This window comes from Arthrobacter sp. UYEF20, from assembly GCF_040546335.1.
Classification (GTDB): domain Bacteria; phylum Actinomycetota; class Actinomycetes; order Actinomycetales; family Micrococcaceae; genus Arthrobacter.
In genome coordinates this window covers 100,733-124,248 of the sequence record NZ_JBEPNP010000014.1, presented here as the reverse complement: position 1 = coordinate 124,248, position 23,516 = coordinate 100,733, and the positions used below count along the sequence as shown (strand labels likewise).

Annotated in this window: 31 protein-coding genes; 17 read left to right on the top strand and 14 right to left on the bottom strand. The window is 63.9% G+C overall.

Annotated elements, in window-relative coordinates; translation table 11 throughout:
- Together ABIB26_RS16055 and ABIB26_RS16050 are read right to left on the bottom strand one after the other, a co-directional pair.
- A partial coding sequence (locus ABIB26_RS16055; RefSeq protein ID WP_354245174.1) for an MBL fold metallo-hydrolase occupies positions 1–287 on the bottom strand: 287 nt, incomplete at its 3' end.
- Positions 288–645: 358 nt separating this feature from the next.
- Entirely contained in the window at positions 646–999 is a 354-nt protein-coding gene (locus ABIB26_RS16050; protein ID WP_354245172.1) for a YciI family protein, read from the bottom strand.
- Between the two features lie 276 nt (positions 1,000–1,275).
- Between ABIB26_RS16050 and ABIB26_RS16045 the strand changes: the two genes are divergently transcribed.
- The 7 genes from ABIB26_RS16045 (at position 1,276) to ABIB26_RS16015 (ending at position 4,982) form a co-directional block, all read left to right on the top strand.
- Positions 1,276–1,617 carry an ArsR/SmtB family transcription factor gene (locus ABIB26_RS16045; RefSeq protein ID WP_354245169.1) on the top strand — a complete coding sequence of 114 codons (342 nt, stop codon included), beginning with the start codon at positions 1,276–1,278 and terminating at the stop codon, positions 1,615–1,617.
- Positions 1,607–2,110, top strand: coding sequence for an SRPBCC family protein (locus ABIB26_RS16040; RefSeq protein ID WP_354245167.1), 504 nt, complete (start codon positions 1,607–1,609; stop codon positions 2,108–2,110). The genes ABIB26_RS16045 and ABIB26_RS16040 overlap by 11 nt, the downstream gene beginning before the upstream one ends.
- Positions 2,111–2,174: 64 nt before the next feature.
- On the top strand, positions 2,175–2,594 hold the full coding sequence (locus tag ABIB26_RS16035) for a DUF1579 family protein (protein ID WP_354245194.1): 420 nt from the start codon (positions 2,175–2,177) through the stop codon (positions 2,592–2,594).
- Positions 2,587–3,288, top strand: coding sequence for a DUF998 domain-containing protein (locus ABIB26_RS16030; RefSeq protein WP_354245164.1), 702 nt, complete (start codon positions 2,587–2,589; stop codon positions 3,286–3,288). The genes ABIB26_RS16035 and ABIB26_RS16030 overlap by 8 nt, the downstream gene beginning before the upstream one ends.
- Before the next feature lie 29 nt (positions 3,289–3,317).
- On the top strand, positions 3,318–3,692 hold the full coding sequence (locus tag ABIB26_RS16025; protein WP_354245161.1) for a VOC family protein: 375 nt from the start codon (positions 3,318–3,320) through the stop codon (positions 3,690–3,692).
- 218 nt (positions 3,693–3,910) lie between these two features.
- Positions 3,911–4,237, top strand: a complete 327-nt coding sequence (locus ABIB26_RS16020; RefSeq protein WP_354245158.1) for an ArsR/SmtB family transcription factor — start codon at positions 3,911–3,913, stop codon at positions 4,235–4,237.
- 187 nt (positions 4,238–4,424) lie between these two features.
- A complete protein-coding gene (locus ABIB26_RS16015) occupies positions 4,425–4,982 on the top strand; it encodes a hypothetical protein (RefSeq protein WP_354245155.1) in 558 nt (185 codons plus the stop codon).
- A gap of 335 nt (positions 4,983–5,317) precedes the next feature.
- On the opposite strand, the gene ABIB26_RS16010 is transcribed toward ABIB26_RS16015, so the two are convergent.
- The 3 genes from ABIB26_RS16010 to ABIB26_RS16000 all read right to left on the bottom strand — a co-directional run bounded on the left by ABIB26_RS16010 (position 5,318) and on the right by ABIB26_RS16000 (position 7,028).
- Positions 5,318–5,848, bottom strand: a complete 531-nt coding sequence (locus ABIB26_RS16010; RefSeq protein WP_354245152.1) for a beta/alpha barrel domain-containing protein — start codon at positions 5,846–5,848, stop codon at positions 5,318–5,320.
- Positions 5,849–6,090: 242 nt separating this feature from the next.
- On the bottom strand, positions 6,091–6,669 hold the full coding sequence (locus ABIB26_RS16005) for an ATPase (RefSeq protein ID WP_354245149.1): 579 nt from the start codon (positions 6,667–6,669) through the stop codon (positions 6,091–6,093).
- Entirely contained in the window at positions 6,666–7,028 is a 363-nt protein-coding gene (locus ABIB26_RS16000; protein WP_354245147.1) for a TA system antitoxin ParD family protein, read from the bottom strand. Before ABIB26_RS16000 ends, ABIB26_RS16005 begins: the two co-directional genes overlap by 4 nt.
- Positions 7,029–7,177: 149 nt before the next feature.
- On the opposite strand from ABIB26_RS16000, the gene ABIB26_RS15995 reads away from it, so the two are divergent.
- The 3 genes from ABIB26_RS15995 (at position 7,178) to ABIB26_RS15985 (ending at position 9,350) form a co-directional block, all read left to right on the top strand.
- Positions 7,178–7,633 (top strand): GNAT family N-acetyltransferase, encoded by a 456-nt coding sequence (locus tag ABIB26_RS15995; protein WP_354245145.1) that lies wholly within the window; start codon positions 7,178–7,180, stop codon positions 7,631–7,633.
- 109 nt (positions 7,634–7,742) lie between these two features.
- Positions 7,743–8,294: a pyridoxamine 5'-phosphate oxidase family protein gene (locus ABIB26_RS15990; RefSeq protein WP_354245142.1), complete on the top strand. Its 552-nt coding sequence runs from the start codon at positions 7,743–7,745 to the stop codon at positions 8,292–8,294.
- Between the two features lie 372 nt (positions 8,295–8,666).
- On the top strand, positions 8,667–9,350 hold the full coding sequence (locus ABIB26_RS15985; RefSeq protein ID WP_354245139.1) for a nuclease-related domain-containing protein: 684 nt from the start codon (positions 8,667–8,669) through the stop codon (positions 9,348–9,350).
- A gap of 69 nt (positions 9,351–9,419) precedes the next feature.
- Here the strand turns inward: ABIB26_RS15985 and ABIB26_RS15980 are convergent, their stop codons facing one another.
- The 9 genes from ABIB26_RS15980 to ABIB26_RS15940 form a co-directional block, all read right to left on the bottom strand.
- Positions 9,420–9,872: a GNAT family N-acetyltransferase gene (locus ABIB26_RS15980; protein WP_354245136.1), complete on the bottom strand. Its 453-nt coding sequence runs from the start codon at positions 9,870–9,872 to the stop codon at positions 9,420–9,422.
- 310 nt (positions 9,873–10,182) lie between these two features.
- On the bottom strand, positions 10,183–10,884 hold the full coding sequence (locus ABIB26_RS15975) for a hypothetical protein (protein WP_354245133.1): 702 nt from the start codon (positions 10,882–10,884) through the stop codon (positions 10,183–10,185).
- 182 nt (positions 10,885–11,066) lie between these two features.
- Complete coding sequence (locus ABIB26_RS15970; RefSeq protein WP_354245130.1) at positions 11,067–11,495, bottom strand: hypothetical protein; 429 nt, start codon at positions 11,493–11,495, stop codon at positions 11,067–11,069.
- 234 nt (positions 11,496–11,729) lie between these two features.
- Complete coding sequence (locus ABIB26_RS15965; RefSeq protein WP_354245128.1) at positions 11,730–12,305, bottom strand: DUF6262 family protein; 576 nt, start codon at positions 12,303–12,305, stop codon at positions 11,730–11,732.
- Positions 12,306–13,182: 877 nt separating this feature from the next.
- Positions 13,183–13,515, bottom strand: coding sequence for a TniB family NTP-binding protein (locus tag ABIB26_RS15960; RefSeq protein ID WP_354245125.1), 333 nt, complete (start codon positions 13,513–13,515; stop codon positions 13,183–13,185).
- A 246-nt stretch (positions 13,516–13,761) separates the two neighbouring features.
- A complete protein-coding gene (locus tag ABIB26_RS15955; protein ID WP_354245122.1) occupies positions 13,762–15,267 on the bottom strand; it encodes a TnsB C-terminal domain-containing protein in 1,506 nt (501 codons plus the stop codon).
- Positions 15,268–15,375: 108 nt separating this feature from the next.
- A complete protein-coding gene (locus ABIB26_RS15950) occupies positions 15,376–15,600 on the bottom strand; it encodes a hypothetical protein (RefSeq protein WP_354245120.1) in 225 nt (74 codons plus the stop codon).
- Entirely contained in the window at positions 15,597–15,869 is a 273-nt protein-coding gene (locus tag ABIB26_RS15945; RefSeq protein ID WP_354245117.1) for a hypothetical protein, read from the bottom strand. The genes ABIB26_RS15950 and ABIB26_RS15945 overlap by 4 nt, the downstream gene beginning before the upstream one ends.
- Positions 15,866–16,303 carry a TnsA-like heteromeric transposase endonuclease subunit gene (locus tag ABIB26_RS15940; protein ID WP_354245114.1) on the bottom strand — a complete coding sequence of 146 codons (438 nt, stop codon included), beginning with the start codon at positions 16,301–16,303 and terminating at the stop codon, positions 15,866–15,868. Before ABIB26_RS15940 ends, ABIB26_RS15945 begins: the two co-directional genes overlap by 4 nt.
- Positions 16,304–16,992: 689 nt before the next feature.
- On the opposite strand from ABIB26_RS15940, the gene ABIB26_RS15935 reads away from it, so the two are divergent.
- The 7 genes from ABIB26_RS15935 (at position 16,993) to ABIB26_RS15905 (ending at position 23,460) form a co-directional block, all read left to right on the top strand.
- Entirely contained in the window at positions 16,993–18,192 is a 1,200-nt protein-coding gene (locus ABIB26_RS15935) for a type III polyketide synthase (RefSeq protein WP_354245111.1), read from the top strand.
- 10 nt (positions 18,193–18,202) lie between these two features.
- Entirely contained in the window at positions 18,203–18,940 is a 738-nt protein-coding gene (locus ABIB26_RS15930) for a class I SAM-dependent methyltransferase (protein WP_354245108.1), read from the top strand.
- Complete coding sequence (locus tag ABIB26_RS15925) at positions 18,933–20,102, top strand: FAD-dependent oxidoreductase (protein WP_354245106.1); 1,170 nt, start codon at positions 18,933–18,935, stop codon at positions 20,100–20,102. The genes ABIB26_RS15930 and ABIB26_RS15925 overlap by 8 nt, the downstream gene beginning before the upstream one ends.
- Before the next feature lie 215 nt (positions 20,103–20,317).
- The gene (locus tag ABIB26_RS15920; protein WP_354245191.1) at positions 20,318–21,229 is read left to right on the top strand and encodes a hypothetical protein; all 912 of its coding nucleotides are present in this window, start codon (positions 20,318–20,320) and stop codon (positions 21,227–21,229) included.
- A 9-nt stretch (positions 21,230–21,238) separates the two neighbouring features.
- A complete protein-coding gene (locus ABIB26_RS15915; protein WP_354245103.1) occupies positions 21,239–21,919 on the top strand; it encodes a peptide deformylase in 681 nt (226 codons plus the stop codon).
- 39 nt (positions 21,920–21,958) lie between these two features.
- On the top strand, positions 21,959–22,837 hold the full coding sequence (locus ABIB26_RS15910; RefSeq protein WP_354245100.1) for a methyltransferase domain-containing protein: 879 nt from the start codon (positions 21,959–21,961) through the stop codon (positions 22,835–22,837).
- Positions 22,838–22,998: 161 nt separating this feature from the next.
- Positions 22,999–23,460 carry an NfeD family protein gene (locus ABIB26_RS15905; protein WP_354245188.1) on the top strand — a complete coding sequence of 154 codons (462 nt, stop codon included), beginning with the start codon at positions 22,999–23,001 and terminating at the stop codon, positions 23,458–23,460.
- Positions 23,461–23,516 lie beyond the last annotated feature (56 nt).

Sequence of the window (23,516 nt, the reverse complement as noted above, 5' to 3'; positions counted from 1 at the left end):
TCCGACAGTCGATCTCGGGCAGTAGCCGCGCAGCGCGCGGTGCCGTAACGGGGCGCCGCGCCGAGCCCGGCGTGCCAGAGCAGGTGATCCCAATGAGGATGCGTCGAGAAGCCTGCCACAACGGTCTGGCCCGAATCGGACAGGTCGTTCGCGAGGCAGGCCATTTCGTAGCCGTGCACCCCGGGGTCGATGAGCAACACGCCAGCCCGGCCTTGCACGACAACGGCGTTGCTCTGGCAGAACTCGCTCTCGTGGATCAGCACACCCTCCGCGACCTGCCTCAGCACGGGGCTCCTTCCGCTTGTGGTTTGCAACCGCTTGTCGAGACTGTAGTACCTATCTTGAGACGAAGTGCCCTAATGCTTCAACTAAGTTGAGATTGCGTCACTTTAGATGAGACAGGTGTCCTGTCTCATCTAACTTGAACCATCACGGCCTGAATTTAGGCGTTTGGGTCAACTGTAGTGAGACAGGATGAATGCCCTTGTCTCACTACAGTTGACCCAAATCGCAGAATCCCGCCTTGGATACGCTCCAAGCCTCAGTTGGCGACCCTCGACATTGTCTGCGCCCGCGTGCCCCCCGGCCGCCGCATAGTGTCCTGTAAGGGGAACCCTCTGCGGTCGCGGTACGAGGACTTGCTGGTCACAGATTCAGCGGCCAGAACGGACGGATTTCGATCTGCCCATAGCGGGCCATCGTGTGCTGCGCGGCGATTTGGATAACTTCGTCGAGGTTTTCGCACTCAAGAATGTCGAAGCCGGCAATCCTTTCCTTTGTCTCGAGGCAGGGGCCGTCGGTCACGCTCAGCTTTCCATCGCGGACCTTGATTGTCGTGGAGTCGCTGGGACTCCGGAGACGGTCCCCGCCGCGCGAGATTCCGCGGCGCTCAACCTCAGCGGCCCATTCGACGATGCTGGTGTCGTCGTCGGGAATCGCGGGCGCTGTCGAGTCGGTGTAGATGAGCAGCATGTATTGCATGGCGTTCTCCAATCGCATTCGATACCCCTACGACGCACGAGCAACCGATCAGAGGACATCTGTGCGCCTCCACTTCTCCGTGCCACCAAGTGTCCTCCCACGGCCGGAGCCCCCCACTCAGTTCTTGCTGAAGGGCGTAGATCACGCTCGTACCTTGGGCGGCTCATTAGCACGTCGTACTTGGTGCCTGTGAACGCGGCGGCGGGCGGGACGAGAGAAAAAGGACAACCATCCTGACACGGTACACGGTTATTTAGTATTTACTTAATTAAGCGCACACTGTAATCTCGTCGCATGACCGTAAGCCAGCCCGTCGTCTTTGCAGCGCTTGCCGACCGAACACGTTTGACCATCGTTGACATGCTTGCCCAGCGAGGCGAGCTCTCCGCAAGCGATATCAGCGGCGTTTTCAGTAGCAGCGCCTCAGCGGTCTCGCAACACCTCAAGGTTTTACGGGAGGCCGGGCTGGTGCGTGTCAGGAAGCGTGCGCAGCAGCGGATCTATCAGCTCGACACCGCTGCCATGAACGAAACCGAGCGGTGGCTGGCCGCACGTACTAGCCAGTGGAATGCGCGCCTTGACGCGATGGAATCGTACGTCGAACGAATCAATGAAGGAGTAGAAGATGGCAAATAAGGACACGAGAGACATCGTCATCACCCGCATCCTCAACGCACCGGTTGAGACGGTCTGGAAGCTGTGGACTGACCCGAAGGCAGTCACGGGGTGGTGGGGTCCGGAGGACTACACGTCACCTTCGGCCCGGATCGATCTCCGCGAGGGAGGCTCTTATGTCTTCAGCATGCGCGCACCCAGCGACCAGGGCGGCCAAGAGAGCTTCACCGGCGGCACGTACAAGAAGATCACCCCGATGAAACGGCTCGAGTTCACGCAGAACCTGACCGATGAGACCGGCAAGCCGTTGGCCGCCGACGATCTGCCCGCCGGCTTTTCCCAGAACGTGCACACGATCGTCGAGTTCAGAGATGTGAACGGCCTGACGGAACTCACGATCACCGAGAAGGGCTGGACTCGGAGTCTGATGTCCGTATTCGCATACGCGGGAATGCATCAGTCGCTCGACAAGATGGCGGCGGGTCTCGACAAGAACAAGGCGGTACAGGTATGACTGCCAGCGCGCCCGATATGCCGTTTGAGATCACCGAACCAAGCGTTCCCGAGCCGCACCCTCACTGAAGGGTCTGGAACCGCTCATTGGCGCCTGGACTCTGAAAGGCCATTTAGCGGGCGCTGACGAGGAAAACATCACCGGCAGAACCACATTCAAATGGCTTTCTGGAGGATTCTTACTGCAACAGGACGCTGAAATCAACTTCCTGGGCACGGTCATCAAGAGCCGGGAGATCATCGGCTACGACGCCCAATCAAGGACTCTCAAGTCGTATGTGTTCTCGAATCTGTCGCCAGATCCTTGGCCCTACGAATGGGAAGTCAACGGCGACGTGCTCACCATTCGTGTGAATTATGGCGCGCTTGACGCCACGTTCACGGGGAGCACCCGCTCCTTCTCCGGAGCGTGGACACCAAATCCCGGTGCGGACCCTGCCGCAAACGTGGCCTACGAGATCACGAGCGAACGCACTCATGACTAGATCGGCTGCGAAGAATTGGACAACCCGCCTGCTCCTCATCGCCGGCACCGCAGTAGGGCCGTGGTTCATCGTGCTCTCACTCCTGCAGGCTGTGACCCGTCCCGGCTTCGATATCACGAAACACGAGGTCAGCCTCCTGCTTGTCGGCTCACTCGGGTGGGTGCAAACCATCAACTTCCTCGTTACGGGATCGCTGGGAATCGCCTTCGCTGTCGGACTGCGTCGACTGCTACACCCAGGAAAGGCAGGAACCTGGGGCCCGATCCTCGTCGGAGCCTTCGGACTCTTGTTCCTCGTCGCTGGAATCTGGCACCCCGACCCTCAGCTCGGTTTCCCGACCGGCGCGCCTGAAGGGGTTCCCCCGATCCAAAGCGCGCCCTCGAACATTCACAGCCTCGCATTCTCCGCACTTGCCCTCGCGATCGTCGCGGCTGCCGTCGTGTTCGTTCGGAAGTTCGCGGCCGACCACGACCGAGCATGGGCGATCCTCAGCTCGGTGTTCGCCGTTGCCATCATCATCTTTGTGGCGGCAGGGAGCGCCCTCCTGACAACCGGCCATGGCGGGTTGTCTCTCCTGGGCGCTGCGATCGCGATAACGGGCTGGGTTTCAGCGACGGCCTTCCACCTGCTCCGCAGGGAGGACTCCGCACGCACAGGGCCCTCCCCCCGACTTGAACGAACCGCGCAACCCTAACCTCCCGAAAGATTGGAACCACGATACCCATGGATATGAAACTCGAATTAGTGCCGCTGCCTGTTGCCGACGTGGACCGGAGCAAAGCCTTCTACACCGACATGGTGGGCTTCAACCTGGATCACGACGTCCAACCCGGTAACGGCATGCGGATCATCCAGCTCACGCCCCCTGGCTCGGCCTGTTCAATCGTCATCGGCACCGGAATGGGCACCGGCAGTCCGGACGACGGAACCGTCAAGGGCCTTCACCTCGTAGTCGATGACATCATCGCCGCGCGCGAGCAACTACTGAGCCGTGGCGTCGCGGTCAGCGAGGTTGAGGACATGGGAGGCGTGAAATTCGCCTTCTTCAGCGACCCTGACGGCAACTCCTGGGAGCTTCAGGACATGAGTGGTCTGTAAGGTCAGCAGCTCCGACCGCGCCAATCACCCTCCCGTCGTCGACCCGATGCAGAATCGCGCGAGAAGGCTGACGCGAGGGTGTGTATCAGACAATCATCGGCGCCGATCTTGCCGGGGACTCTACAACCGATTCGCTCCAACCTCCGCTCGAGCGGGGTCATGAAGACCGAGAAAGAGTCGGCCGCAAGACGAACCCGTCTTGTTGTACTGGGCAAACTATGGAAATCAATGAATCCGAGGTTGCATTATCGAGACTCTTTCGCGCCCTCGCTGACCCCACGCGACGCGGGATCGTTGATCTCCTGGCGACGCACCCGTTGTCAGTACTGCAGATCGCGACGCAGTTCCCGGTCTCCATCCAGGCAATCGCGAAGCATCTGGTGCTTTTGGAATCAGCAGGCTTACTCACTTCGAGCAAGGTTGGACGCGTTCGCACCTACACACTCACGCCGGCGGTACTCGACCTTGCCGCATGCTGGCTGTTCGCGCAGCATACCGAAGAAGCCTGTTCCGTTCGCGCCCGTGAAGCCCCCTACGCCCAGTGATCAGGCCCCCGTCCCGTGATCCCGAAATTGTACGGTGCACCACAGGTCCTTCGTAGTCACAGGCTAGACGATGTTCGTTAGCGGGACCCCCACCGGGACAGCCCCTTTGCCTGGAATCCGCGTTCGAAGGTAAATATCCAGACGTTCAACGGTACGATTCCTGGCGCCAAGGCGGTAGCGTCTCGGTATGTCCAGCACGGAACCACTGCCTGAATTGATTCCCGAACCCAGCGCCCTCGTGGCCCTGGTGACGCAACTGGTTGAGGGTCGATGGTCCCGGTCCGATGAAGAACGTCAGGGCCTCTTCAAACGGCTGGGGTTCACGTCCGGGGCCCGGCTAGACGAAGCGCGCGAGGGATCGACGGGTGAAACCTTTGCGCTCGCCACTGAACTTCCCGGCGAGGTTTTCACCTCTTGGAGCTCCTATAACGGCAGGTTCATGGGAATCTGTTTCCGGCCCTACGCATTCATGGAGCCTGGCGTCCCGGCCGCGCTCCGCGGCCACGATGAGGTCTGGAACCGGCTCACGGACCTTTATGGCCAGCCCACCCGCCCGTGGGACAACGAGGAAGTCCCGCCCAGCATATGGAAAGTCAACGGCCGCGATATTGTCCCGCACTTTTCCGACAGGCGGGACAGCGGCATGATGCTCAGCATTGAGGACACGGAACTATCCGCCGCGGCCGAAGCGGAAGCCCACAACGAATGGCTTGGACGTCGCGGGGGATCCGCTGACCCGGCGTAGCTGGCCAGGGTCATCCTGACCCTGCCATCCGACAACGGGGCGACAGCGCCGATGGCTTGAACGCCGCGGACCTGTTTTCCGGCTCACGTCTTCCCGCCACGAAGGTACTCCACGCCCAGCCGGCAATGACCCCCCAGCCCACAAGGGGTGTCCGATATGGACAACCAAAATCATCCTGTAGGAGGGTCGTGGACCGGCCACCGAATCATGTCGTGGAAACATCGAGACTACAAAACGTGGTCGTCCCGTAACGGGAACCCTGAACGGACGGATTCCTTTCGATCGCCTACTTTCCCATCAGGAACATGTGGGCGAGGAAGCAATATCCGGCGTTGTCATGGGTGATCGTGCCTTGACAGGACGATGGCCCGCCCGGAGAAATGCTCCCAGAAGACGCCTGTCGGAACCCTGACTCCTTTACCTTGGTCCGGGTTGTCACCGGAGGGGATGTGGAGAACGGCTTCGCCGCTTTCGGCGATCGACAGGAGCACGGCGAGATGCCCGGTCTTTCCGGGGGTTTCAAAACTGTGGCCGATGGAAACAATAACCACCGCGCCCCTGGCATGGGCGGCCTGCAACTCGTCAACGCTGTGGATTATCTGCGGTGAGGCGGCCAACCCCAGTTCTGTGGCATAGGCCGCGAGGTGGCCGTGTTTCCATCCAGAGGTCTCCGTGTAGGCTGCACGTTCCAGGAGGGCTTCGGTGAGGGCGGCCGGCCCCATCGACCCACCAACGTCCAGTGCCCCGAAAGCCATTCTCAGGCAGGAAATGCCGCAGGATCTGCTGTCCCAGAATTCGGCCACGCGAACGCTGGGGTAGCCCAGGTTCCTCCAGTCGTGGCTGACCATGGCGCTGGCAAACTGCATGCGTGCGGATCCCGTCGTTATCCGGAAGGGGAAGTTTTCAAGGAGTCTACTTCAGACTGATTTCAGACGGCGAGACACTGAAGCAGCGGTTGGTGTCCATTGTCGAAGCCGACGGCACGGCCGCTCCATGTCCGGAAGGGGAACGCTGAGCGGGACACCATGACTTCGCCGAGTGTGATCCTGATGATATGCGGTCCGGTTAAGTACCAAAATGCCCCGTGCAGCGGATCTGGTCAATAAGACTACGAGTGTCTGGTGAGTGCGGAAGGAGTCCATCCGGGCCACGCCGGATCCCCAATAAGTCGACCGCTTTCGTAGTTGGCGATGGGCAGGAAAGGTGTGGAGGCGAGGCTGTTGTCGTAGAAGATGCAGCGGTCAGCGAGGTCGCGTGCCTCAGCGATTAGGTCCCAGAGGCGCCGATAGCGTTCCCGCACCTTGGTTTCTGGAACTGTATGTCCGCCCAGCGTTACCCGGTATTCCACTCGCATCACAGCGACGTCCTCTGGGATGAGAATTACGTGCAAGGTGACAAGGTAGCCAGCAAGGATGCTTTGTTTTATGAGATCAACCTTGCTGGGATGGCTGAATACGGTCTCGGTGATGAAGGAACGCCGGTGGCTTAGCGCGTCGTCACGGGCGGCCATTGCAGCAGCCGAAGCATCGTAAGCATGTTCGGCCTCCTGGCCGGGCCAGCGCAACGCTGCGATCTCATCTGCATTGATGAATGGGAGATGCGTGACTGGTTGCAACACGACCTGCGCGAACGTGGACTTACCTGCGCCATTAGGTCCCGCAAGGACATGAAGGACCGGTGAACTCACGCTGGACTGGCGCTGGGGTTGCGAATAACTGTATGGCCCTCAGTATCCGCTTCTGCCCAAGGCCGGCCGACTTCTTGCAAGCGGTCTTCAAAATCCAGTCCCGCGATCTTGGCCGAGATCTGTTCGTCCCAGGCCACCCGAACCACGGCCTGCGCAGTATCAGGAAGACTGTCATAGGACGCCTGTCCAGTCAGAACTTTGTCGATCGCTCCGTGAGTGATCATCGGCGATGCTTCCAGCTCGCGGCCAATTCGAGCCCAGTGATCCAGCTGCTGCGCAGCACTGCGGCTTTGAATCTCCCCGGCGACCTTCGCGGCCCCGAAAAGTTCTCCACTAATGCGGGTTGGCATCGTCTTCATAACTAGAGCGTAGCACCCCGCTACACCTTGAGCCATGGCTGTGAGCGGAAGTAGTTCATTTGCCGTCGCGCCCGCATGCGGAAGGCTGAACGGACTTTCTAGACTTTGGACGGGCCGGCCTCTGGACGGCAGGTGGCTAGAGTAGGCGGATGCTCATTATTCGTCAGGCACGCTCAACCGATACGCCCAGTCTCATTCGACTGCGGGCCGCATGGGTCGCGGAACAAACGGGGGAACCGACCGAGGATCCAGACTTCGATAACAACTATCGAACCTGGCAGGCGAACAACGCGCGCACCATGTTCGTCGCGGATCTGGACGGCACGCCTATCGGAATGCTGAATCTCATGGTGTTCGAGCGCATGCCGAAGCCCGGCAAGAAATCAACGTGCTGGGTCTATCTCGGGAGCGCATTCGTCGTGGAGGATCACCGCAACGGCGGGGTCGTTAGCATGCTCCTAGACGCGGCAATTCATTTTTCGCAGAACATCAAAGCAGCCCGCATCGTGCTTTCTCCTTCGGATGAATCACAGACCTTCTATGCCAGGCGTGGGTTTGAGCCTGCGGAGGAATTGCTCGTCAAACGATTTGAATACGAGCGTTAGAACACCCTTCGGGGGAACCTGAGAGAGACATCTCATGTTGGCATGTTCCGCAACGAGATCCCTCAACGGACAACCGAAACGGCCCGATGCGACGGACTATGCTTTGACCGTGGCCAAAATCTTCGACTCCATCGACAGAAACCTCAAGGCTTGGATCGAGGAACAGCCCATGTGGTTCGTCGCAACCGCGCCCCTTGAGACAGAGGGGCATGTAAACATGTCCCCCCGCGGCCACGACTCGTTCTCTGTCCTGGGCGCTCACCGAGTCGGCTGGGTCGACTACACCGGCAGCGGCATCGAGACCATCGCACACATCCGAGAAAATGGCCGTGTGTGCCTCATGTTCAATTCGTTCGGTAGCCGTCCCCGCATCGTTCGCCTACACGGGCGAGGTGCGGTGTTCCTTCCGGGCGAGGCAACATTCGAAGAGGTAACGGCACTTCACCCCAAGCACCCGAGCACCCGAGCGGTCATCACGGTAGACGTCACGCGCATCAGCGACTCGTGTGGTTGGGGTGTCCCCGTTATGGAAATGACCGAAGAACGTGACCTTCTCCGGTTGCAGGCCGAGAAGAAAGGCGAGGACGGCATGGCCGAGTACCGCGCCGAGAGGAACTCGCTGAGCATCGACGGTCTGCCCGGGTTCCCTGCCGAGGCGTAACCGGCCCATGGGGAATAGAGTCCCTCGCGACCGGCCCCTGTCTTGAAGAACGTGCTCGCTGAGGATCCTTCGCTGGGACAGTTCGCGAGGTCTTTGGATGCCGCTACGCGCGGCACACCCCGAAAAAGCTCCTGCCGTGGGTGAGGATTGAGCCATGGCAAAGCGCATCCGCGGCCTAACCGCCGCGATCTACAAGCAGACTGGGTCCGTGCCGGCGATCCAAAGTGCAGCCTCATGAAGCAGATGAGGCTCCGGTACGCCGGAGCGTGTCGGCTGTGCGGTGCCTCCCTTCCGGCCGGGACAGAAGCGATCTATGAGAGCGAGACCAAGACCATCCGCTGCTTGGAGTGTGCCACCGAGGCTACGGAAACCATGTCCCCCGACCTGGAACTACCTTGGGATGAGTCGTTGTCCACTGAGTCCGGCGTAGCCGGGTCGTCCGCCCGACGAGAATATGAGCGCCGCAAGGCGAAGGACGAAGAAAAGCTCCGCGAGAAGTGGGGTCACTTCGGCGGCCTTGCGGTCGCACTCTCTGACGAGCGGCCGCACACCAAGTCCTGGGATCGAGGCGCGATCGGTGAGGAACGCCTCGGCGCTCGGCTAAATGACCTGGCCGCCGATGGCCTGGCTGTCCTTCACGACCGACGCATCCCCGGCTCAAAGGCCAACATCGACCACATCGCCATCACTCCCGGTGGAATCTGGGTGATCGATGCCAAGCGGTACAAGGGACGGCCTGAACTGAAGATCGAGGGTGGCATCCTTCGCCCACGCGTCGAGAAACTCCTAGTTGGCCGGCGTGATTGCACGAAACTGGTCGATGGGGTGCTCAAACAGGTCGACGTCGTGCGCGACCTCGTCGGTGATGTTCCGGTCACCGGGGCGCTTTGCTTCATCGAAGCAGACTGGCCCCTGATCGGGGGTGCATTCTCGACTCGTAGCGTTCACGTGCTCTGGCCGAAACGGTTAGCCAAAGTGCTTATAGAACAGACAGCCGGCGACGTTGACGTGGCGTCGATGCGTGAGTCGATAGCCTCGCAATTCAAGTCTGCCTGACCTCAGGTGGCGATGTTCGAAGCTGTTCGGAAGCACGCTAAGGGATCGCTCACCGGGCCGCCCTAAGCCTTAAACATTGCCAGACTTGAAGGTGAAGAACGTGACCGGCGAAGCGGTAGCTCCCAGCGCCCGATAGAAATCCAAGGCGTGCACGTCCTCGTTGTCGGCCGGAACGAATATCTCGTGGATGCCCTCCAGCGCGGCGGTGGCACGCAGTTCGAGCACCAGGCGGCTTGCGACGCCCTGTCTCCTATGGTCTTGCCGCACGGCAAGATCGTAGATGAACACCTCCGACGTTGGTGAACGTGTCATCGGCAACGTGTGAGCAGTTAGGCCGGCAACAATATCCGGGCCAATGAAAGCCGCCAGGGCCCAGAAACCCTCTCGACCAAGAAGATCTTCGAGGTAGTCCTCGCTGAGCCGCTCGCTGTCTTCTCCGAAGACACGCGCCATCATCTCAAACATGACGCCTGCCGCAGCCGCGTCCCCGCGGACCAAGCGCTTGACCTCAAGTTCGCTCATTGCAAGATCATCCCATGCCATGCGGCCCGGTTCGGGCGAGATGGGCGGTTCCTCAAAAGATACCGGTAGAACAACACCCGTCGGTGCGGCATGTAGGGTCGCGTCACAAAACTCGGACGAGAGAACCGTAATTGGTGCCCGCTAGCCGGTCGTTCAGCGGGGCAAGCGCCACTCAAAATGTTCCAGATCACGGTCGCCGTGTTTCCGCGGCTGGCCGATTCCCGTAGGACCGGCCCGAGAAAATGCCCGGTGAGCGGGCCATATATGGGACAGGATTTGGAGCCGGTTCAGGCTCATTTCGTTATGGGCGTCAATCGTTGGGTTTGCGCGGGAGAATCGTGTCGGATCCGCGGAATCCGGGTGGCCAGTTGGTTTCCATCCAGTGTCGCAGGGGGTCGAAGGCTCCCTGTGGTTGCCATCCGTCGGTGATTTCGTGGCTGACCCGTTCGAGGAAAACGTCGGGACGGGGCGAGCGGGCGTTCGCCAACCAATAGGGTGAGGCGATGACTGCGGTGAGTGTGACGATGGAGGGGTAGAGGGCCGCGGCGACCAGGGCTTTGCTGTTCGCTTGCCGGGGGTGGTCGCTTGCCAGGGTGTCGTGGATGTCCATGGCGGCGGTGAAGTGTTGGAATTGGTCGTACCATCTCCAGTTGATGACACTGGCGATGTGGAAGGCCCTGCGAACCTGTGAGTGTCCGTGCCGGGTGATGAGGTTTTTGTGGTGGTGCCAGGCGGTGGTGATTTCCGGGCAGGCGCGGACGGTGAATTGGTCGGTGAACCCGGCGACACCCTCACCGATCCAGAGACCGTGGTCGGGGCAGATGACGCGTTCGTGGGTGGTGTAGATCTCTACGTAGGGGCCGGCGCCTCGGGTTAGGGTGCAGCGATGGCAGGCGGGACTGTGGGTTGTGCGGATTGGTCGGCCGACGAGTTTTTGTCGGAATGCTGGCTCCGAACGGTGTTTGCCCAGTTGTGGCATTGCCAGCACGAGGGTATCCGGCTGGGTCTCCATCCATACTGAGAGACTGTAGACCCATGGCCGTCGGGCCCGCCTCAACACCTTCATCAGCTCGCCGTGGTGGAGCACGTTCGCAGTGTTGATGCGGCGAATATACGAGCGTGTTGTCTCATCTTGGTAGGGGCGCACCGGCATGGGCAGCGGACGACCGGTCCCTGGGAACAGCTGTCGTGGCGTCATTGGACGGAGGGGTTCGCGGCCGGTGGCCTGGGAGCGATCGATTCCGCGGCATGGTCGATGCTGATGTCATCGAGCAGTGCGCGGTCTATGCGTTCCGTACCGTTGAGGATGGCCAGGATGGCTGCCTCGCGGATGAGGTGGGAGAGACTACTGATGCTCCCACCGGTGCGGTGGTGCAGGTATTGGGTCTGGGAGGTGAGCGTGCCTGGCTCGTGAGCGTGGAGGCGCAGGCCGTCTTCAAGGGTGGCCACGAGGGAGTCCCATTCCTCGGTGAGCGGGAAGGGGCCGGTGGTCATCAGCACGGTCCGGGCAGAGATTTGCCGGCCCCGCAGCCCGGTGAACAGGCCAGAATTTTCGACGTTGATGCCTGCGTAGACGAAGGTGGCGGGCATGTGCTCGGTGAAGTATTTGAGGTGGTCGGACATGTCTTCCCCGGCGCTGGTGGCCAGGTTCAGGTTGTGGATTTCGTCGATTTTACCGACCGCAGGAGCTCGTGAAGCGGCTCTGAACTGCGACGATTCATAGACTACATGTCCGTGACGGTAGTTGGGCCGTTGCTATAGCTCCTCCGCGTGTCTCGGTGTTGGCAATGTGGTCCGGCCCCGGTGACGAGGGGTTTCTTTGTCACCGGGGCCGGACGGGGTGCAGGTTCTGGATTCTCAGGTGCCTACTATCTGGGCTTCGAGGTCAGCGATGCGCCGGTCCTGGAACCGCAGGTTCGAGCGGGCGGCCTTGAGCCGCTCGTCGAGGCTGCGGTTCTCTGCCGTCAACTGGCGGAGGCGCTGCTTGAGGGTGGTGTTCTCGGTGGTGATCCGCTGGACGGCTTCCTCTGTCCACTCGGCCTGCAAGTCACGGATCTGGCCGAGGAGGTCACCCATGCGGGTGCGCTGGGTGAGGATCTCGGCCTGGGCGGCCTTGAGACCGTCCTCGGCGTTCATGGCACGTTCGCGCCAAGTCGCCTCGCGTTCGCTGTCCTGGTCGACGAGCATCCGGGACCGGCGTTCACCGGCCTCGGCCATCGCCGTGGCGACGGCTGTCCTGGCCTCGAGGTTGTCATAGAGGAACGTGCGCGAGACCTCCGCTCGGCGTGAAACGGCGGCGACGCTCACCCGGGCCTTCTCGCGCCGGAGCCGGGCGATGGCCTGATGGACCCGCTCCAGAGCGATTTCGGTCTTGCGGCGGCGGGCGGCCTGGGCCGCCGCGGTGCGGGACCCAGGGACACTAGCGGCCTTCATGCGACGTCCTGTTCGGGGCCGGTGTCCTCCAGTGTGCACGTATCGCTGTACTCGCTCTCCTCGTCGTTGCCCGCGTCGGCGAGGTCGGTGGCGCGGAAAGCGGTGGACCACACGCGATGGAAGTAGTCCTGGGGTTTGCGCAGGTCCAGGGCCAGGGCGTCCTCGAGGAGGCCGAGGCCGGCCAGGGCTTTCTCGAGGCCATCGATGGCGCGGGCGGTGGGCTCGAAGCTTCTCCCGCGCGCCGTCCGGGAGCATCTTCGGATGCCGACGGTGCGGCCCCGAGGGCGCGATCGGGTTGGCCGGCAGCGAAGACTTCACGTGCCCCAGGAAGGACCGTCGCCGGTCCGCTCGCGACGGCAGCCGGGACGTGTCGAGCTTCTTGCCGAGCTCTCCGTTAATGCCGAGGGAGGACTGATGCAGGTAGAAGCCCTTCAGACAGGCCGCCGCGGTAGACAGAGCCGAGCGTCCGTAGGGGCGCTTGCCGACCCTCCACGGTTCTCCGAGCGGCATGCGGACCTCGGCGCCGACGATGCCCATGTAACGCTCAAGGTCCCGCAGTCGGAGCTTCTCGAAGGTCAGGCATTCGCGCTCCAGCCATCGCAGGTGGTCCACCAGGTAGTACGCGTAGGTCTTCTGCGTCCCCGAGCCGTCGTGCTGCCGCAGGAACCGGTCCGCCTCCTTATGGACTGTCCCCTCGGGCCACACGATCGTCCACGACCGCTGCCCGTCCTTCCGATTGATTTGCTGGACCCTCAGGTCCCCGACCACAACGCGCTGTACCACTTCGTCCTCCATACCGACACCAGAACATGACGAACGTCCCGGTCCCGGTCGGTAAACGGGCCCGTGACGATCGAGTCACAGGCTCTAACGGACATCACGAACAGCACAAATCACGGTCGGTAAAATCGACGATGACCAGGTCGGTCTTGGCCATGGTGAGGACTTGGCAGACGGCGTCGGCAATGTCGGTGACGTTCTGCCGGAGCCGGTGGGGCAGGCCCAGGAAGTTCGCGAATTCGCTGGCCAGCTTCCTGGGGGAGCCTTTCGGGGGAGTGGTGATGTAGACGACCGGGATTCGCTCCCGCTGGGTCGGATATTTGCGTTTGACGAGAAGTTCATGGGTTTTGCCCAGGAGCTTGATTGCCGTGGTTTTCCCGGATGCCCAGGGGCCGGAAACGACCAGTCCGCGGCGGGGCGCTGATCTCACGCTGGTTGAGCATCATCAACAACCTGCCCTGGTTCGTGATGGAACGGACTGTGGAGGTTTCAACGATGACGAGCTCGGAGTGGTAGCTGATGCGCTGCTCGTCGTGATGTTCACGCGTGGAAGCGCCCATCGCCGTGAGCGCTGCGGAATCGGGCATGTCGATCCTCGGCGCGAGGGACGTGACGAAGCTCCGCCAGCCCTGCAAGGTGGTGGTCGGGGCCCTGCTGTTGCTGGGGAGTTCAGCCGTCACCACCATGTCTCGGCCTCCTTGTGGGGGTCATAGATCTTCAGCGGGATGATCTTGGCCAGCTTCGGCGCATCCTCTTCTTGTTCCGCGGATGGTTCACCTGCTGCGTCGGGCTTCGGGGCCGGCGCCTCTTCCGGCTGCTGCTGATCCAGGTGGGGGCGTGGCCGTTGGGCCGTAACGGCGGCCGTGTTGCGGGCGGCGGCCCGCTGGTCTTTCCGCTGCCGCTTCCTTGGACTGACCGGTGGCGAGGCTTTGTCGAGGATGTTGTCCACGGCGGTTTTGATCTCGTCCTCCGAGGGGCTGGTGATGCCTCGGCCGGCCACGATTTGGCGGCCGAACTCCCAGATGTCGTCCCCGAAGGGTTGGGGAGAGGCGGAGAGGTGCCGCCAGTAGGCGGTGATCCAGCCGCCGTCGTGGTGGTTGCGGACCCAGACGCGGCCGGCGTCATAGGGGTCGTACCTGACCTCCCACAATCCGTTGAGGGCCTTCACCCCGGATTTCTGGCCACGAAAGGGGTTGAGCTCTGCGGTGTCGTAGACGCGGTGGCGTATTTTGACCCCGTAGCTGTTAATGACCCTGGTTTCCGCAGGCATGAGTTCCAGATAATCCTCCGCACCGAAAGGGACGGGGACGTAGCCGCTGACGGCCAGCAGGGCCGCGTACTTTTCGTTCGGTGTCATTACCCGGGAGGGCGTGAAGGGATCCCGAAGCCCGTCGTGGGGGCGGTTCTGCCAGCCGGTCACGATCCATTCATCGAGCAGGTCCTGGATCTCCGGCAGCGAGAACACGGCCTGGTGCTCGGCGTTCTTGCCCCGCCGCTCGACCGAGGAGCCCAGGTAGCCGGTGACGTATTGAGCGAAGAGTGTGCCCATGGATTGCAGGGTGCGTTCGATGACGGGCTCGTCGGTGGGAGTGTCGGGGTGGGCCGGTTGGAGGCTGATGCCCTGGCTGCGGCAGGCGCTCTTGAACGTGTTGGAGAGGTAGGCCTTGCCGTGGTCGCAGACGATGGTTTCGGGCACGATGACCGGTTTCGCGGCGGCACCTTCGAGGCGTTCGTCGATGGATTTCATCGACCGGTAGGGCAGGGCGGAGGCGGCCATTGATGCCGCTTGGGCCCACCCGGGGCGCATCAGCTCGGGGGTCAGGCAGCGGGCGAGCAGGAGGGCAGCGTCCACGGCCTTCGTGGCGGGCCGGACGACGGCGGCAGGGATGCTGCGGGTGGCGATGTCGACCATGGCGGTCAGTTCCACGCGCCCGATGACGCCGTCGTCGAGTTCGACGGCGATGTCCAGGGGAGTGGAGTCGATCTGCATTAGTTCCCCGGGCCTGACCGGATAGACGGCGCCGAAAGGGCCTTCGGGCTGCTGTGCAAGGGTACGTCTGGTTCGGGCTGACCCGGTGGCGTGGCGTCCCTCTGCGAGTTTGCCGATAAGGCGGTGGAAGGTGGCCCTCGACGGCAACGGAACAATGTCCGGCCCGTAGGCGGCTTCGAGTTGCTTGCCCACTTGGCGCATCAGGCGGTCCGTGGTTCCTGAGGACTGATGGGTGTTGGCCTCCAGCACTGAAAGAATGGCGACGACGACGCGCTGGTCCGTCCGGCCGGCCAGGGGCGTTTAGCGGATGAGCCTCCGGTCAACCAGCCCAAGGACGCCCTTCGTCTCATAGGCATGGCGCAGTCTCTGCAGCGAGCCGATGCTCATGGTTTCGCCCAACTCGTGAAGCTCCGCCAGTTTGGCCTGCTCACGTTGCCGCAACGATGTGAGTGCGACGTCGAAGGCCCGTCTGGCGATCTGGCCCGGATCAGCGTTGCTGGGGACCCCATCCAGGACCTCGGTCATGTGGCCCTCCATCCACCGCGCTTTTCCTGCACGTCGGCGGGTAACGAGTCGAACAGCATTGATGGGCCGGCGATTCGCCGCCGGGTTGGCCGTGTTCCGACGATTCTGAAGGTGTCATCGGCCAGGAGCGACCCGACCTTGATCGCGACGGGCGCTTCGCCGGCAACGGCGAGCATGGCGACGTCGCCGTCAAGAGCGGTGAGCCGGTAGATGACCCCGCGGAGCTCAACGTCATCGCCGAGGGTCAGCACCGCGGGCCTGCCCGTCACGGCGTCTCGCCCTTCAGCCAGACCATTGTCTCCAGATGGAGGACCCTGCGCCTCAGGTCTGCGCTGATCTCCTGCTTCCACATCAGGTGGAACAGCGGCGCAAGGGCTGTGGGCGCAAGGGCTGTGACAGGGTCACCGGTTGCCGCGGCCAGGTCACGCACTGACACAGGGCCGTCCAGGGCGAGCCTGTCCAGGACCAGGCCCACTGCCGATGCCCGAAAACACCTTGGGTGCCGGTATCCGGCCAGCCACCGCAGATTCGCCAGAAAAACAGGAGCCAGCCCGCCGAGGCGTCTGTAGGCCCAGCCGACGGTAGCGCATAACTCCGCCGTCGCCTGAAAAACCTCCTGATCAGCCGGATTCACCCTGCCATCGGGCCGGACATCGATCACGACAGCGGATCCGTCCGCCAGCCGGATGAAGTAGTCCGGCACATGTGAACGCTGGGGGAGCGAGGCGGGCTAAGCGATCCGGAAGGGCTGGGAGGAGAACCCTGTGACGTTGGGGTCGAAGTCCAGAGACATCAGATTGTCGCGTTCGCACCAGGACTCGAAACCAACGTGCCGCTGGTTCGTGGCACACCACCACAGGCCGGCAAAGCTGCGTTGTCCCTTGAATGCCATTGGGCGCCGGATCGAAAGGGAGTTCTCAAACGGGATCATCCAGCACTCGGTAAGAAGGCCGGTCGTGGCTGCGGGGGAATACTGCCCCCTGAAGGTCAGGGTGCCTGGAGCAATGTCGCGTCCGGCACAAGCCTCGGACGCCGCCGCAGCGTGTCCCATGCCTTAACTGTAGTGAGACGGAACCGGCTGATGCCTTAAGTGAAGTGAGACACGCCGCACCAATGCCTTAAGTGTGGTGAGACAGAAACCGCCAATGCATCATCTGTAGTGAGATTGCCTCAACTTAGATGAGACAGGACAACGGGACACCGGGTCTCATTCTGCAGATTCTGCAATCGGATCACTTCTACTTTACATAATGTGGATTATCGGCGTTATGGGAGCGTGCGCGGGAGGGGCCGGACAACCGGGGCGGATCCTGATGGTTCGATGCGGATTGTCCCCGGGCTTTGCCCCGGCGAATCCATTGTCTTAAGCGCCGGCCTCACTGAGAATGAACCATGACGGTCTACCTGAGATCCCTGGAAACTGCTGTTCCGCCAACTGTCCTGATCCAAACCGAAGCCCGCGACGTGTTTGCGGCCCAGCCCGGGCTCACGAGGCTCGGCACCCGGCTAGTCAGCACGTGTTTTGACTCGGCAGCCATTGACACCCGGTATACGGCCGTTGCGGAAATGACCCTGGACAGCCGGGCGGAGAATCCCCGGTTCTTTGATTCCGCCACCGGCCTGCTGCTGAGCCCCAGTACCAAGGTACGGAACGACATTTTCGCCACGGAGGCCACCAAACTCTTTGTTGAGGCGGCGCAAAAGGCCCTGGACGCCTGCCCGGGAATCGATCTACTTGACATAACTCACCTTGTCACGGTTTCCTGCACCGGATTCTTCAACCCAGGTCCCGACTACAAGATCGTCCGCGCCCTCGGGCTGAACCCGGCCGTGCAGCGGTACCACCTCGGCTTCATGGGCTGCTACGCGGCGTTTCCCGCGCTGCGGGCCGCCAAGTCCTTCTGCGAGGCGGACCCGGACGCCGTGGTGCTCGTGGTCTGCGCGGAACTTTGCTCGCTCCATGTCCGGACCTCCAACGATCCGGACACCATCATGGGATCTGCCCTGTTTGCCGACGGTGCGGCCGCGGCAATCGTCAGTGCGCGGGACATCCCCGGCGAAGCTCCGCTCCTGCAGCTGGACCACTTCGAAACGGTCCTGACGCCCGTCGGCGAGGAATCCATGGCCTGGAACATCGGCGACGAAGGCTTCGAGATGGTCCTCGGCAACTACGTCCCGCACATCATCGACGACCACATCATCGGCGCCCTGGAACCGCTGCTGTCCCGGGAGAGTTCCCTGCTCGGACTCCCCTACCGCGGCATCCGGCACTGGGCCATCCACCCCGGCGGCCGCAGCATCCTGGACAAGGTGCAGTCCCGGCTGGACCTCAGCGACGAGCAGCTGGTGCCGGCCCGTGAAACCCTCCGGAACTTTGGCAATATGAGCAGCGCGACCGTGCTGTTCGTGATCAAGCACATCCTGGATCTTCCGGCCGAAGACGGCGACGGGCGGATTTGTTCAATGGCGTTCGGGCCCGGGCTGACGGTGGAGACGGCACTGTTCACCAAGCTCCGCGACCACCGCACGGCGGATTCCTGCCGGCCGGAGCGAAGCGCCGCCTCCGCGCAGCCGGAATCCGCGCTGGCCTGAGGGGCGCTGCGTGGAGCTCCTGCGGGAACGTGCGGCTGACGCCGTCGAGGAAATGGATCTGCCCGGTTGCGACCCGGCACGGCTGGAGCGCACCTACGCTCAGTTCGCGCTGGTCAACCGGGCCGTCTCCGGCTGGCGGGGCATCTACCTGCGCCAGCTCAGGCCACGGCTCCGTGCCGGCTCGGCCACCACGCTGCTGGACATCGGCTGCGGCGGCGGCGATGTGCCGGTGAGGCTGTCCCGCTGGGCCGCCCGGGACGGCCTCAGGCTCGAGATCACCGCCATTGACCCGGATCCGCGCGCCAGCCGGTTCGCCATGGAAAGGCACCGCGCCGCCCGCGTGACGTTCCGGCAGGCGACGGCGTCCGGTCTGGCACGCGAGGGCAGCAGCTATGACTTCGTCGTGTCCAATCACGTGCTCCACCATCTGGCCGCAGACGAGCTGCCCGAGTTCCTGGCAGAGTCGGCGAAGCTGTGCCACGGACGGGTGATCCACAACGACCTTCGCCGCAGCGCCGTCGCCTATGCGCTGTTCTTTGCCGGCTCCTGGCCCTTCACCGGCTCCTACATCCGGAAGGACGGCCTGACCTCCATCCGGCGGAGCTATACCGCGGCGGAGCTGCGCGCCGCCGCTCCCCCGGGCTGGAACGTGGCCCGCCACTCCCCCTACCGGAATCTGCTGATCCTCGACAAGAACGCCAGCACCAACACCGGCACCAACACCGACAAAGGAGCCGCAGGTGGCTGAGGTCCTGATCGTCGGCGCCGGGCCGGTGGGATTGTTCATGGCCGCCCTGCTGCTGCAAAGCGGCGTGCGGGTCCGGGTGCTCGAACAGCGAACGGAGCGGGACCAGCACTCCCGGGCCATCGGCATCCATCCCCCGGCGCTGGACGTGCTGCGGCGGATCGGCGTCGCGCAGGAGCTGGTGGCACAGGGGGTCCCGATCCGTCGCGGCATCGCCCTCGGCGGCGGCCGGCAACTGGCCCAGATGAGCTTTGCCGGCGTGTCGGACAGCTTCCCTTTCGTCCTGTCCCTGCCGCAGAGCCGTACCGAAGCGGTCCTCGAACAGCGCGTCAGGGAGCTCGATCCCGGCGCCCTGCGCCGCGGTGTCCGCCTCACCGGCCTGCACGACGACGGCGGACTGGTCGGGGTGGCGGGCAGCTCACCCGCCGGTCCGGTGCGGCATTCGGCGGCCCTCGTGATCGCCGCCGACGGTGTCCGCTCGGCGGTGCGGACCCTGCAGGGAACGGCCGTGAGGGCCAAGCATTATCCCGACAGGTACCTGATGGGCGACTTTGCCGACAGCACTTGCTTCGGCCCGGATGCGGCCCTCTTCCTGGCCCCGGAGGGGATTGTCGAGTCCTTTCCCCTGCCCGGCGGGCTGCGGCGCTGGGTCATCCGGCTGGACGGTACGAAGCCCGGCTGGAACCCCGGGACGAACTCCGGACCTGTCACCCTGCCGGACGCCTGCTGGCTGGCGGAGCAGGTCCGCGAACGGACAGGCATTGACGTCGACGCCGGCAGCAACAGCATGCTCAGCAGCTTCGGCGTGCGGTCCAGGCTGGCCCGCCGGATGGTGACCGGCCGGACGGTGCTGATCGGCGATGCCGCCCATGAGGTCAGCCCCATCGGAGGCCAGGGCATGAACCTGGGCTGGCTCGACGCGGTGGCCCTGGCCCCGCTCGTGCTCGCCGCCCTGCAGGGTGACCGCGTGGGAGCGCAGCTGCGCAGTTTCGAACGGAGCCGGATGACGGCAGCAGCCAGGGCGGTACGGCAGTCCGAGCTCAACATGGCGCTGGGCAGGCCCTTCGGCGGCGGACTCCTCAACATCCGCAGTCATGCCATCGCGGCGGCCGCCGCCGTTCCTGCCGTGAATTCGTTTGTGGCCCGCCGGTTCACGATGCAGTGAGCAGGGAAGGCGCGGTCAGGAGGGGCCTGTCCAGTCATGGACCGGGACCTGCCGCGTGGTCCCGGCGGGCACCCGGTGGCACCGTTGAGGAGGATTAGACTGACCGCATGGCTTGCCTCCCCGCGAAGCACCGGCGCTCGGCAGTTCCAACAACACCGCCAACAACACTGCCAACAGCCCTCCGAACTGCTCTGCCAGCAACCGCATTGGCGGCGGTGCTGGCCGTCATGGCGGCGTGCAGTCCGGGCGGCGGAACTACAGCCGGCACCGGCCCCGGCGAGACACCACAGGCGTTCCCTATTAGCGCCGAGATCAACCAGCTCCGCGACAACTACGGCAAGCAGATCGTCTCGATCGAGCTCACCAACAACTCCGACGGCGTGTTGACCGTGCTGGGTGCCCGGCTGGGGAGTGCGCTGTTCACGGCGGAGTTCGGCTGGCAGGCGCCGCCCGGCGGGATCGATCTCCCGCCCGGCCAGACCAAGAGCCTCCCGGCCCAGTTACCGGCGCCGGTCTGCGGCCCGGCGGGCGGCCAGGCGGACGACGCCCCGACAGTATCCCTCCGGATGGCCCGGGCCACCCAAACGACGCCGGCGGCCGCCTCGCCCGGCGAAACGCTAGCGGCGGCCGCCTCGCCCGGCGAAACGGTAGCGGTGGCCGCGGCCGACCCCTTCGGCGTCCTGAGCCGGAACAACACCGAAATGTGTCTCGCGCAGGCGGCAGCCGCGGTCGCCGGATTCCAGCTGGATCCGGCACTGGAGGTCGCCGCGGACGGCCGGACCGCCGTCGTGCGGCTCGTCATTACGCCGCACGATGCCGGCCCGGCGGCTGGGCCGGCTTCCTTGACGCTCGACCGGATTGAGGGCACCACGCTGCTGGCGGAGGACCAGTCCGCCCCGTGGCCGCACGCCGTTCCGGTGCCCGCCGGCGGGGCAAGCCGGGAGCTCCGGCTGGGTATCAGGCCCGCCCGCTGCGACCCGCACGCGGTGGCGGAGGACAAAGTCGGGACGCTGCTTCCCCTCCGGGTGACCGTGGGAGGACGGGACGGGCTGCTGAAGGTCGACGCCGGTGCCCTCCTGCGGGGACGCATCTACGACTTTGTGACGACCGCATGCGGACGCCAGTAGTCTGTTGCCATGTCACCAGACGCCAAGCCCACGGACTTCAGCGCCGCACGTATTCACGAAACCGTCCAGCAGATTCTCACCGCCGGGATGCTTCCGGCGATTGTCCAGGCGGGCCACCCGGTTCTCCGGCACGTGGCCGCGCCCTTCGACGGCCAATTGACTGCGGCGGAACTGGGGCAGCTGATCGACCTCATGCGCAGCGTCATGCACAAGGCGCCAGGCGTCGGCCTCGCGGCCCCGCAGCTCGGCATTCCGCTGCAGCTGGCTGTTCTCGAGGACCAGTTCGACGTTGACCCCGAGGTCGCCGCCGTCCGCGGGCGGGAGCCGTTGCCGTTCTTCGCCATGCTGAACCCTTCCTACCGTCCGCTCGGCGCCTCGACCGTGGCGTTTTACGAAGGATGCCTGTCCCTCAACGGCCTGCAGGCCGCCGTGTCCCGGCCCGAGTCCGTCAGGCTTGACTTCTTGGCGCCGGATGGCGGCGCCCGACAGCGGGACTTCAGCGGCTGGCAAGCGCGGATCGTCCAGCACGAGACTGACCACGTGCACGGGATCCTGTACCTGGACAGGGCCGAGCTCCGATCCATCAGCAACAATGCCGAATACTCCGCCCGGTGGGCCCAGCCGGACATCAGCCTCGCCCGGCAGGAACTCGGGTTTCTGCCGGACGCGACGGCTGCGGCCAGCGCCTAGTCCGCACACCGGCACGGGGGCCGTCCTAGGATGGACGGTATGCTTCCCGCGTCCGTTGCCTCCGCCCTGCTGTGCCCGGTCTGCCGGAACAGCCTGAAGTTTGGTGACGGCTCCGGCCGTACCCTGGTGTGCCCGGCGGGCCACAGTTTCGACGCCGCCAAACAGGGGTACTTCAACTTCCTCGTCGGCAAAGGCACCGTCTTCGAAGCGGACGCGGCCGACATGGTGGCGGCCCGCTTTGAGTTCCTCTCCGCCGGGCACTACCGGCCGCTCGCCGATGCCGTGGCTGAACTGTCCGGGCGGGTCCTCGCAGGCGGTGCCGGCGGCAGGCCGGCCACGGTGCTCGACGCCGGAACCGGGACCGGCCACTACCTCCGGGCGGTGCTGGACAGGATGCTGCTGGACGGGGCACCCGCCACCGCCATCGGAGTGGACATTTCGAAATTTGCGCTCCGCCGTGCGGCCAAACTGAACCCGGAAGCGGTGAACCTGGTCAGCGATGTGTGGCAGCCGCTGCCGGTCGCGGACGACGCCGTCGACGTCGTCACCGTAGTCTTCGCGCCGCGCAACGCGGCAGAGTTCGCCCGCGTACTGCGCCCCGGCGGACGCCTTGTGGTGGTGACGCCCCGGCCCGGTCATCTCGCGGAGGTCGCCGGGCAGACCGGCATGCTCGGCATCGAACCGGCGAAGGATGAACGTCTCGCCGCCTCGCTGGAGGGGTATTTCTCCGCCTCTGGCTCCCGGGACCTGGACCTGGATCTGGCCCTTTCCCCTGCCGACGCTGCGAGACTGGCCCTGATGGGCCCGGCCGGACACCATCTGGACCGCGCCGCCCTCGCCACGCTTTCTGCGGGGCTTCCGCCGGTGACCGCAGTGTCCGCCCGGTTCAGGATCAGCGTTTTCGAACCCCGGTCCTGAGCCCGGTTCCTTAGCCCTGCCGGGAGAAGCCAAAGTAACGACTTGGCCACGTTGCCGAACTGTCTTCCGCTGCCCCCCGCTGCCCGCAAGCTTCGGCTTAGGATGGAATGACAGTTACTGAGGGTCTGCGCCGGCAGCCCCCGGGGGCGAAGGGGGAACAGATGTTGGACTGGCTGGCCGAAAACTGGTGGGCATTGTGGCTCACGGGCTTCCTGGCGTTCGCTGTGGTGGAGATGATCACTCTCGACCTTTTCTTCATCATGCTCGGCGGCGGCGCCCTGGCCGGGCTGCTGGCCGACTTCGCCGGCGCAGACTTCTGGCTCCAGATCGTGGCCTTCTGCGTGGTCTCCCTTCTCATGATCGGCTTCGTGCGGCCCGTCGCCCTCAAGCATCTCCATCGGGGCCCGGCGGATCAGCGCAGCAATATCGAACGCCTGATCGGCGAATCCGCGCTGGTCATGGAACCCGTCAGCGAGAGCGGCGGACTGGTCAAGATCGGCGGGGACGTCTGGAGCGCCCGCTCCGAGACCGGTGTCCTCGCGCCCGGCCAGCACGCCGTCGTGAGCGCCATTGACGGTGCAACGGCCGTCGTGGCCCCGCAGCCGGAAATCTCAAGTCAATAGATGCAGGTCAGTAGGCGCAAGTCAGTACACGCTGGTCGGCAGACGCTGGCCGCCGG

Bases quoted from the DNA above. Each gene is read 5' to 3' on its own strand.
- ABIB26_RS15965 (WP_354245128.1), bottom strand. From the start codon at position 12,305: ATGAAGGCCGCTAGTGTCCCTGGGTCCCGCACCGCGGCGGCCCAGGCC.
- ABIB26_RS16050 (WP_354245172.1), bottom strand. From the start codon at position 999: ATGCGATTGGAGAACGCCATGCAATACATGCTGCTCATCTACACCGAC.
- ABIB26_RS16020 (WP_354245158.1), top strand. From the start codon at position 3,911: ATGGAAATCAATGAATCCGAGGTTGCATTATCGAGACTCTTTCGCGCC.
- ABIB26_RS16010 (WP_354245152.1), bottom strand. From the start codon at position 5,848: ATGCAGTTTGCCAGCGCCATGGTCAGCCACGACTGGAGGAACCTGGGC.
- ABIB26_RS16040 (WP_354245167.1), top strand. From the start codon at position 1,607: ATGGCAAATAAGGACACGAGAGACATCGTCATCACCCGCATCCTCAAC.
- ABIB26_RS15970 (WP_354245130.1), bottom strand. From the start codon at position 11,495: ATGTCCGACCACCTCAAATACTTCACCGAGCACATGCCCGCCACCTTC.
- ABIB26_RS16000 (WP_354245147.1), bottom strand. From the start codon at position 7,028: ATGAAGACGATGCCAACCCGCATTAGTGGAGAACTTTTCGGGGCCGCG.
- ABIB26_RS15985 (WP_354245139.1), top strand. From the start codon at position 8,667: ATGTCCCCCGACCTGGAACTACCTTGGGATGAGTCGTTGTCCACTGAG.
- ABIB26_RS15915 (WP_354245103.1), top strand. From the start codon at position 21,239: ATGTCACCAGACGCCAAGCCCACGGACTTCAGCGCCGCACGTATTCAC.
- ABIB26_RS16015 (WP_354245155.1), top strand. From the start codon at position 4,425: ATGTCCAGCACGGAACCACTGCCTGAATTGATTCCCGAACCCAGCGCC.
- ABIB26_RS15935 (WP_354245111.1), top strand. From the start codon at position 16,993: ATGACGGTCTACCTGAGATCCCTGGAAACTGCTGTTCCGCCAACTGTC.
- ABIB26_RS15975 (WP_354245133.1), bottom strand. From the start codon at position 10,884: ATGGAGACCCAGCCGGATACCCTCGTGCTGGCAATGCCACAACTGGGC.
- ABIB26_RS16045 (WP_354245169.1), top strand. From the start codon at position 1,276: ATGACCGTAAGCCAGCCCGTCGTCTTTGCAGCGCTTGCCGACCGAACA.
- ABIB26_RS15980 (WP_354245136.1), bottom strand. From the start codon at position 9,872: ATGAGCGAACTTGAGGTCAAGCGCTTGGTCCGCGGGGACGCGGCTGCG.
- ABIB26_RS15910 (WP_354245100.1), top strand. From the start codon at position 21,959: ATGCTTCCCGCGTCCGTTGCCTCCGCCCTGCTGTGCCCGGTCTGCCGG.
- ABIB26_RS15905 (WP_354245188.1), top strand. From the start codon at position 22,999: ATGTTGGACTGGCTGGCCGAAAACTGGTGGGCATTGTGGCTCACGGGC.
- ABIB26_RS15950 (WP_354245120.1), bottom strand. From the start codon at position 15,600: ATGACCGAGGTCCTGGATGGGGTCCCCAGCAACGCTGATCCGGGCCAG.
- ABIB26_RS15995 (WP_354245145.1), top strand. From the start codon at position 7,178: ATGCTCATTATTCGTCAGGCACGCTCAACCGATACGCCCAGTCTCATT.
- ABIB26_RS16030 (WP_354245164.1), top strand. From the start codon at position 2,587: ATGACTAGATCGGCTGCGAAGAATTGGACAACCCGCCTGCTCCTCATC.
- ABIB26_RS16025 (WP_354245161.1), top strand. From the start codon at position 3,318: ATGGATATGAAACTCGAATTAGTGCCGCTGCCTGTTGCCGACGTGGAC.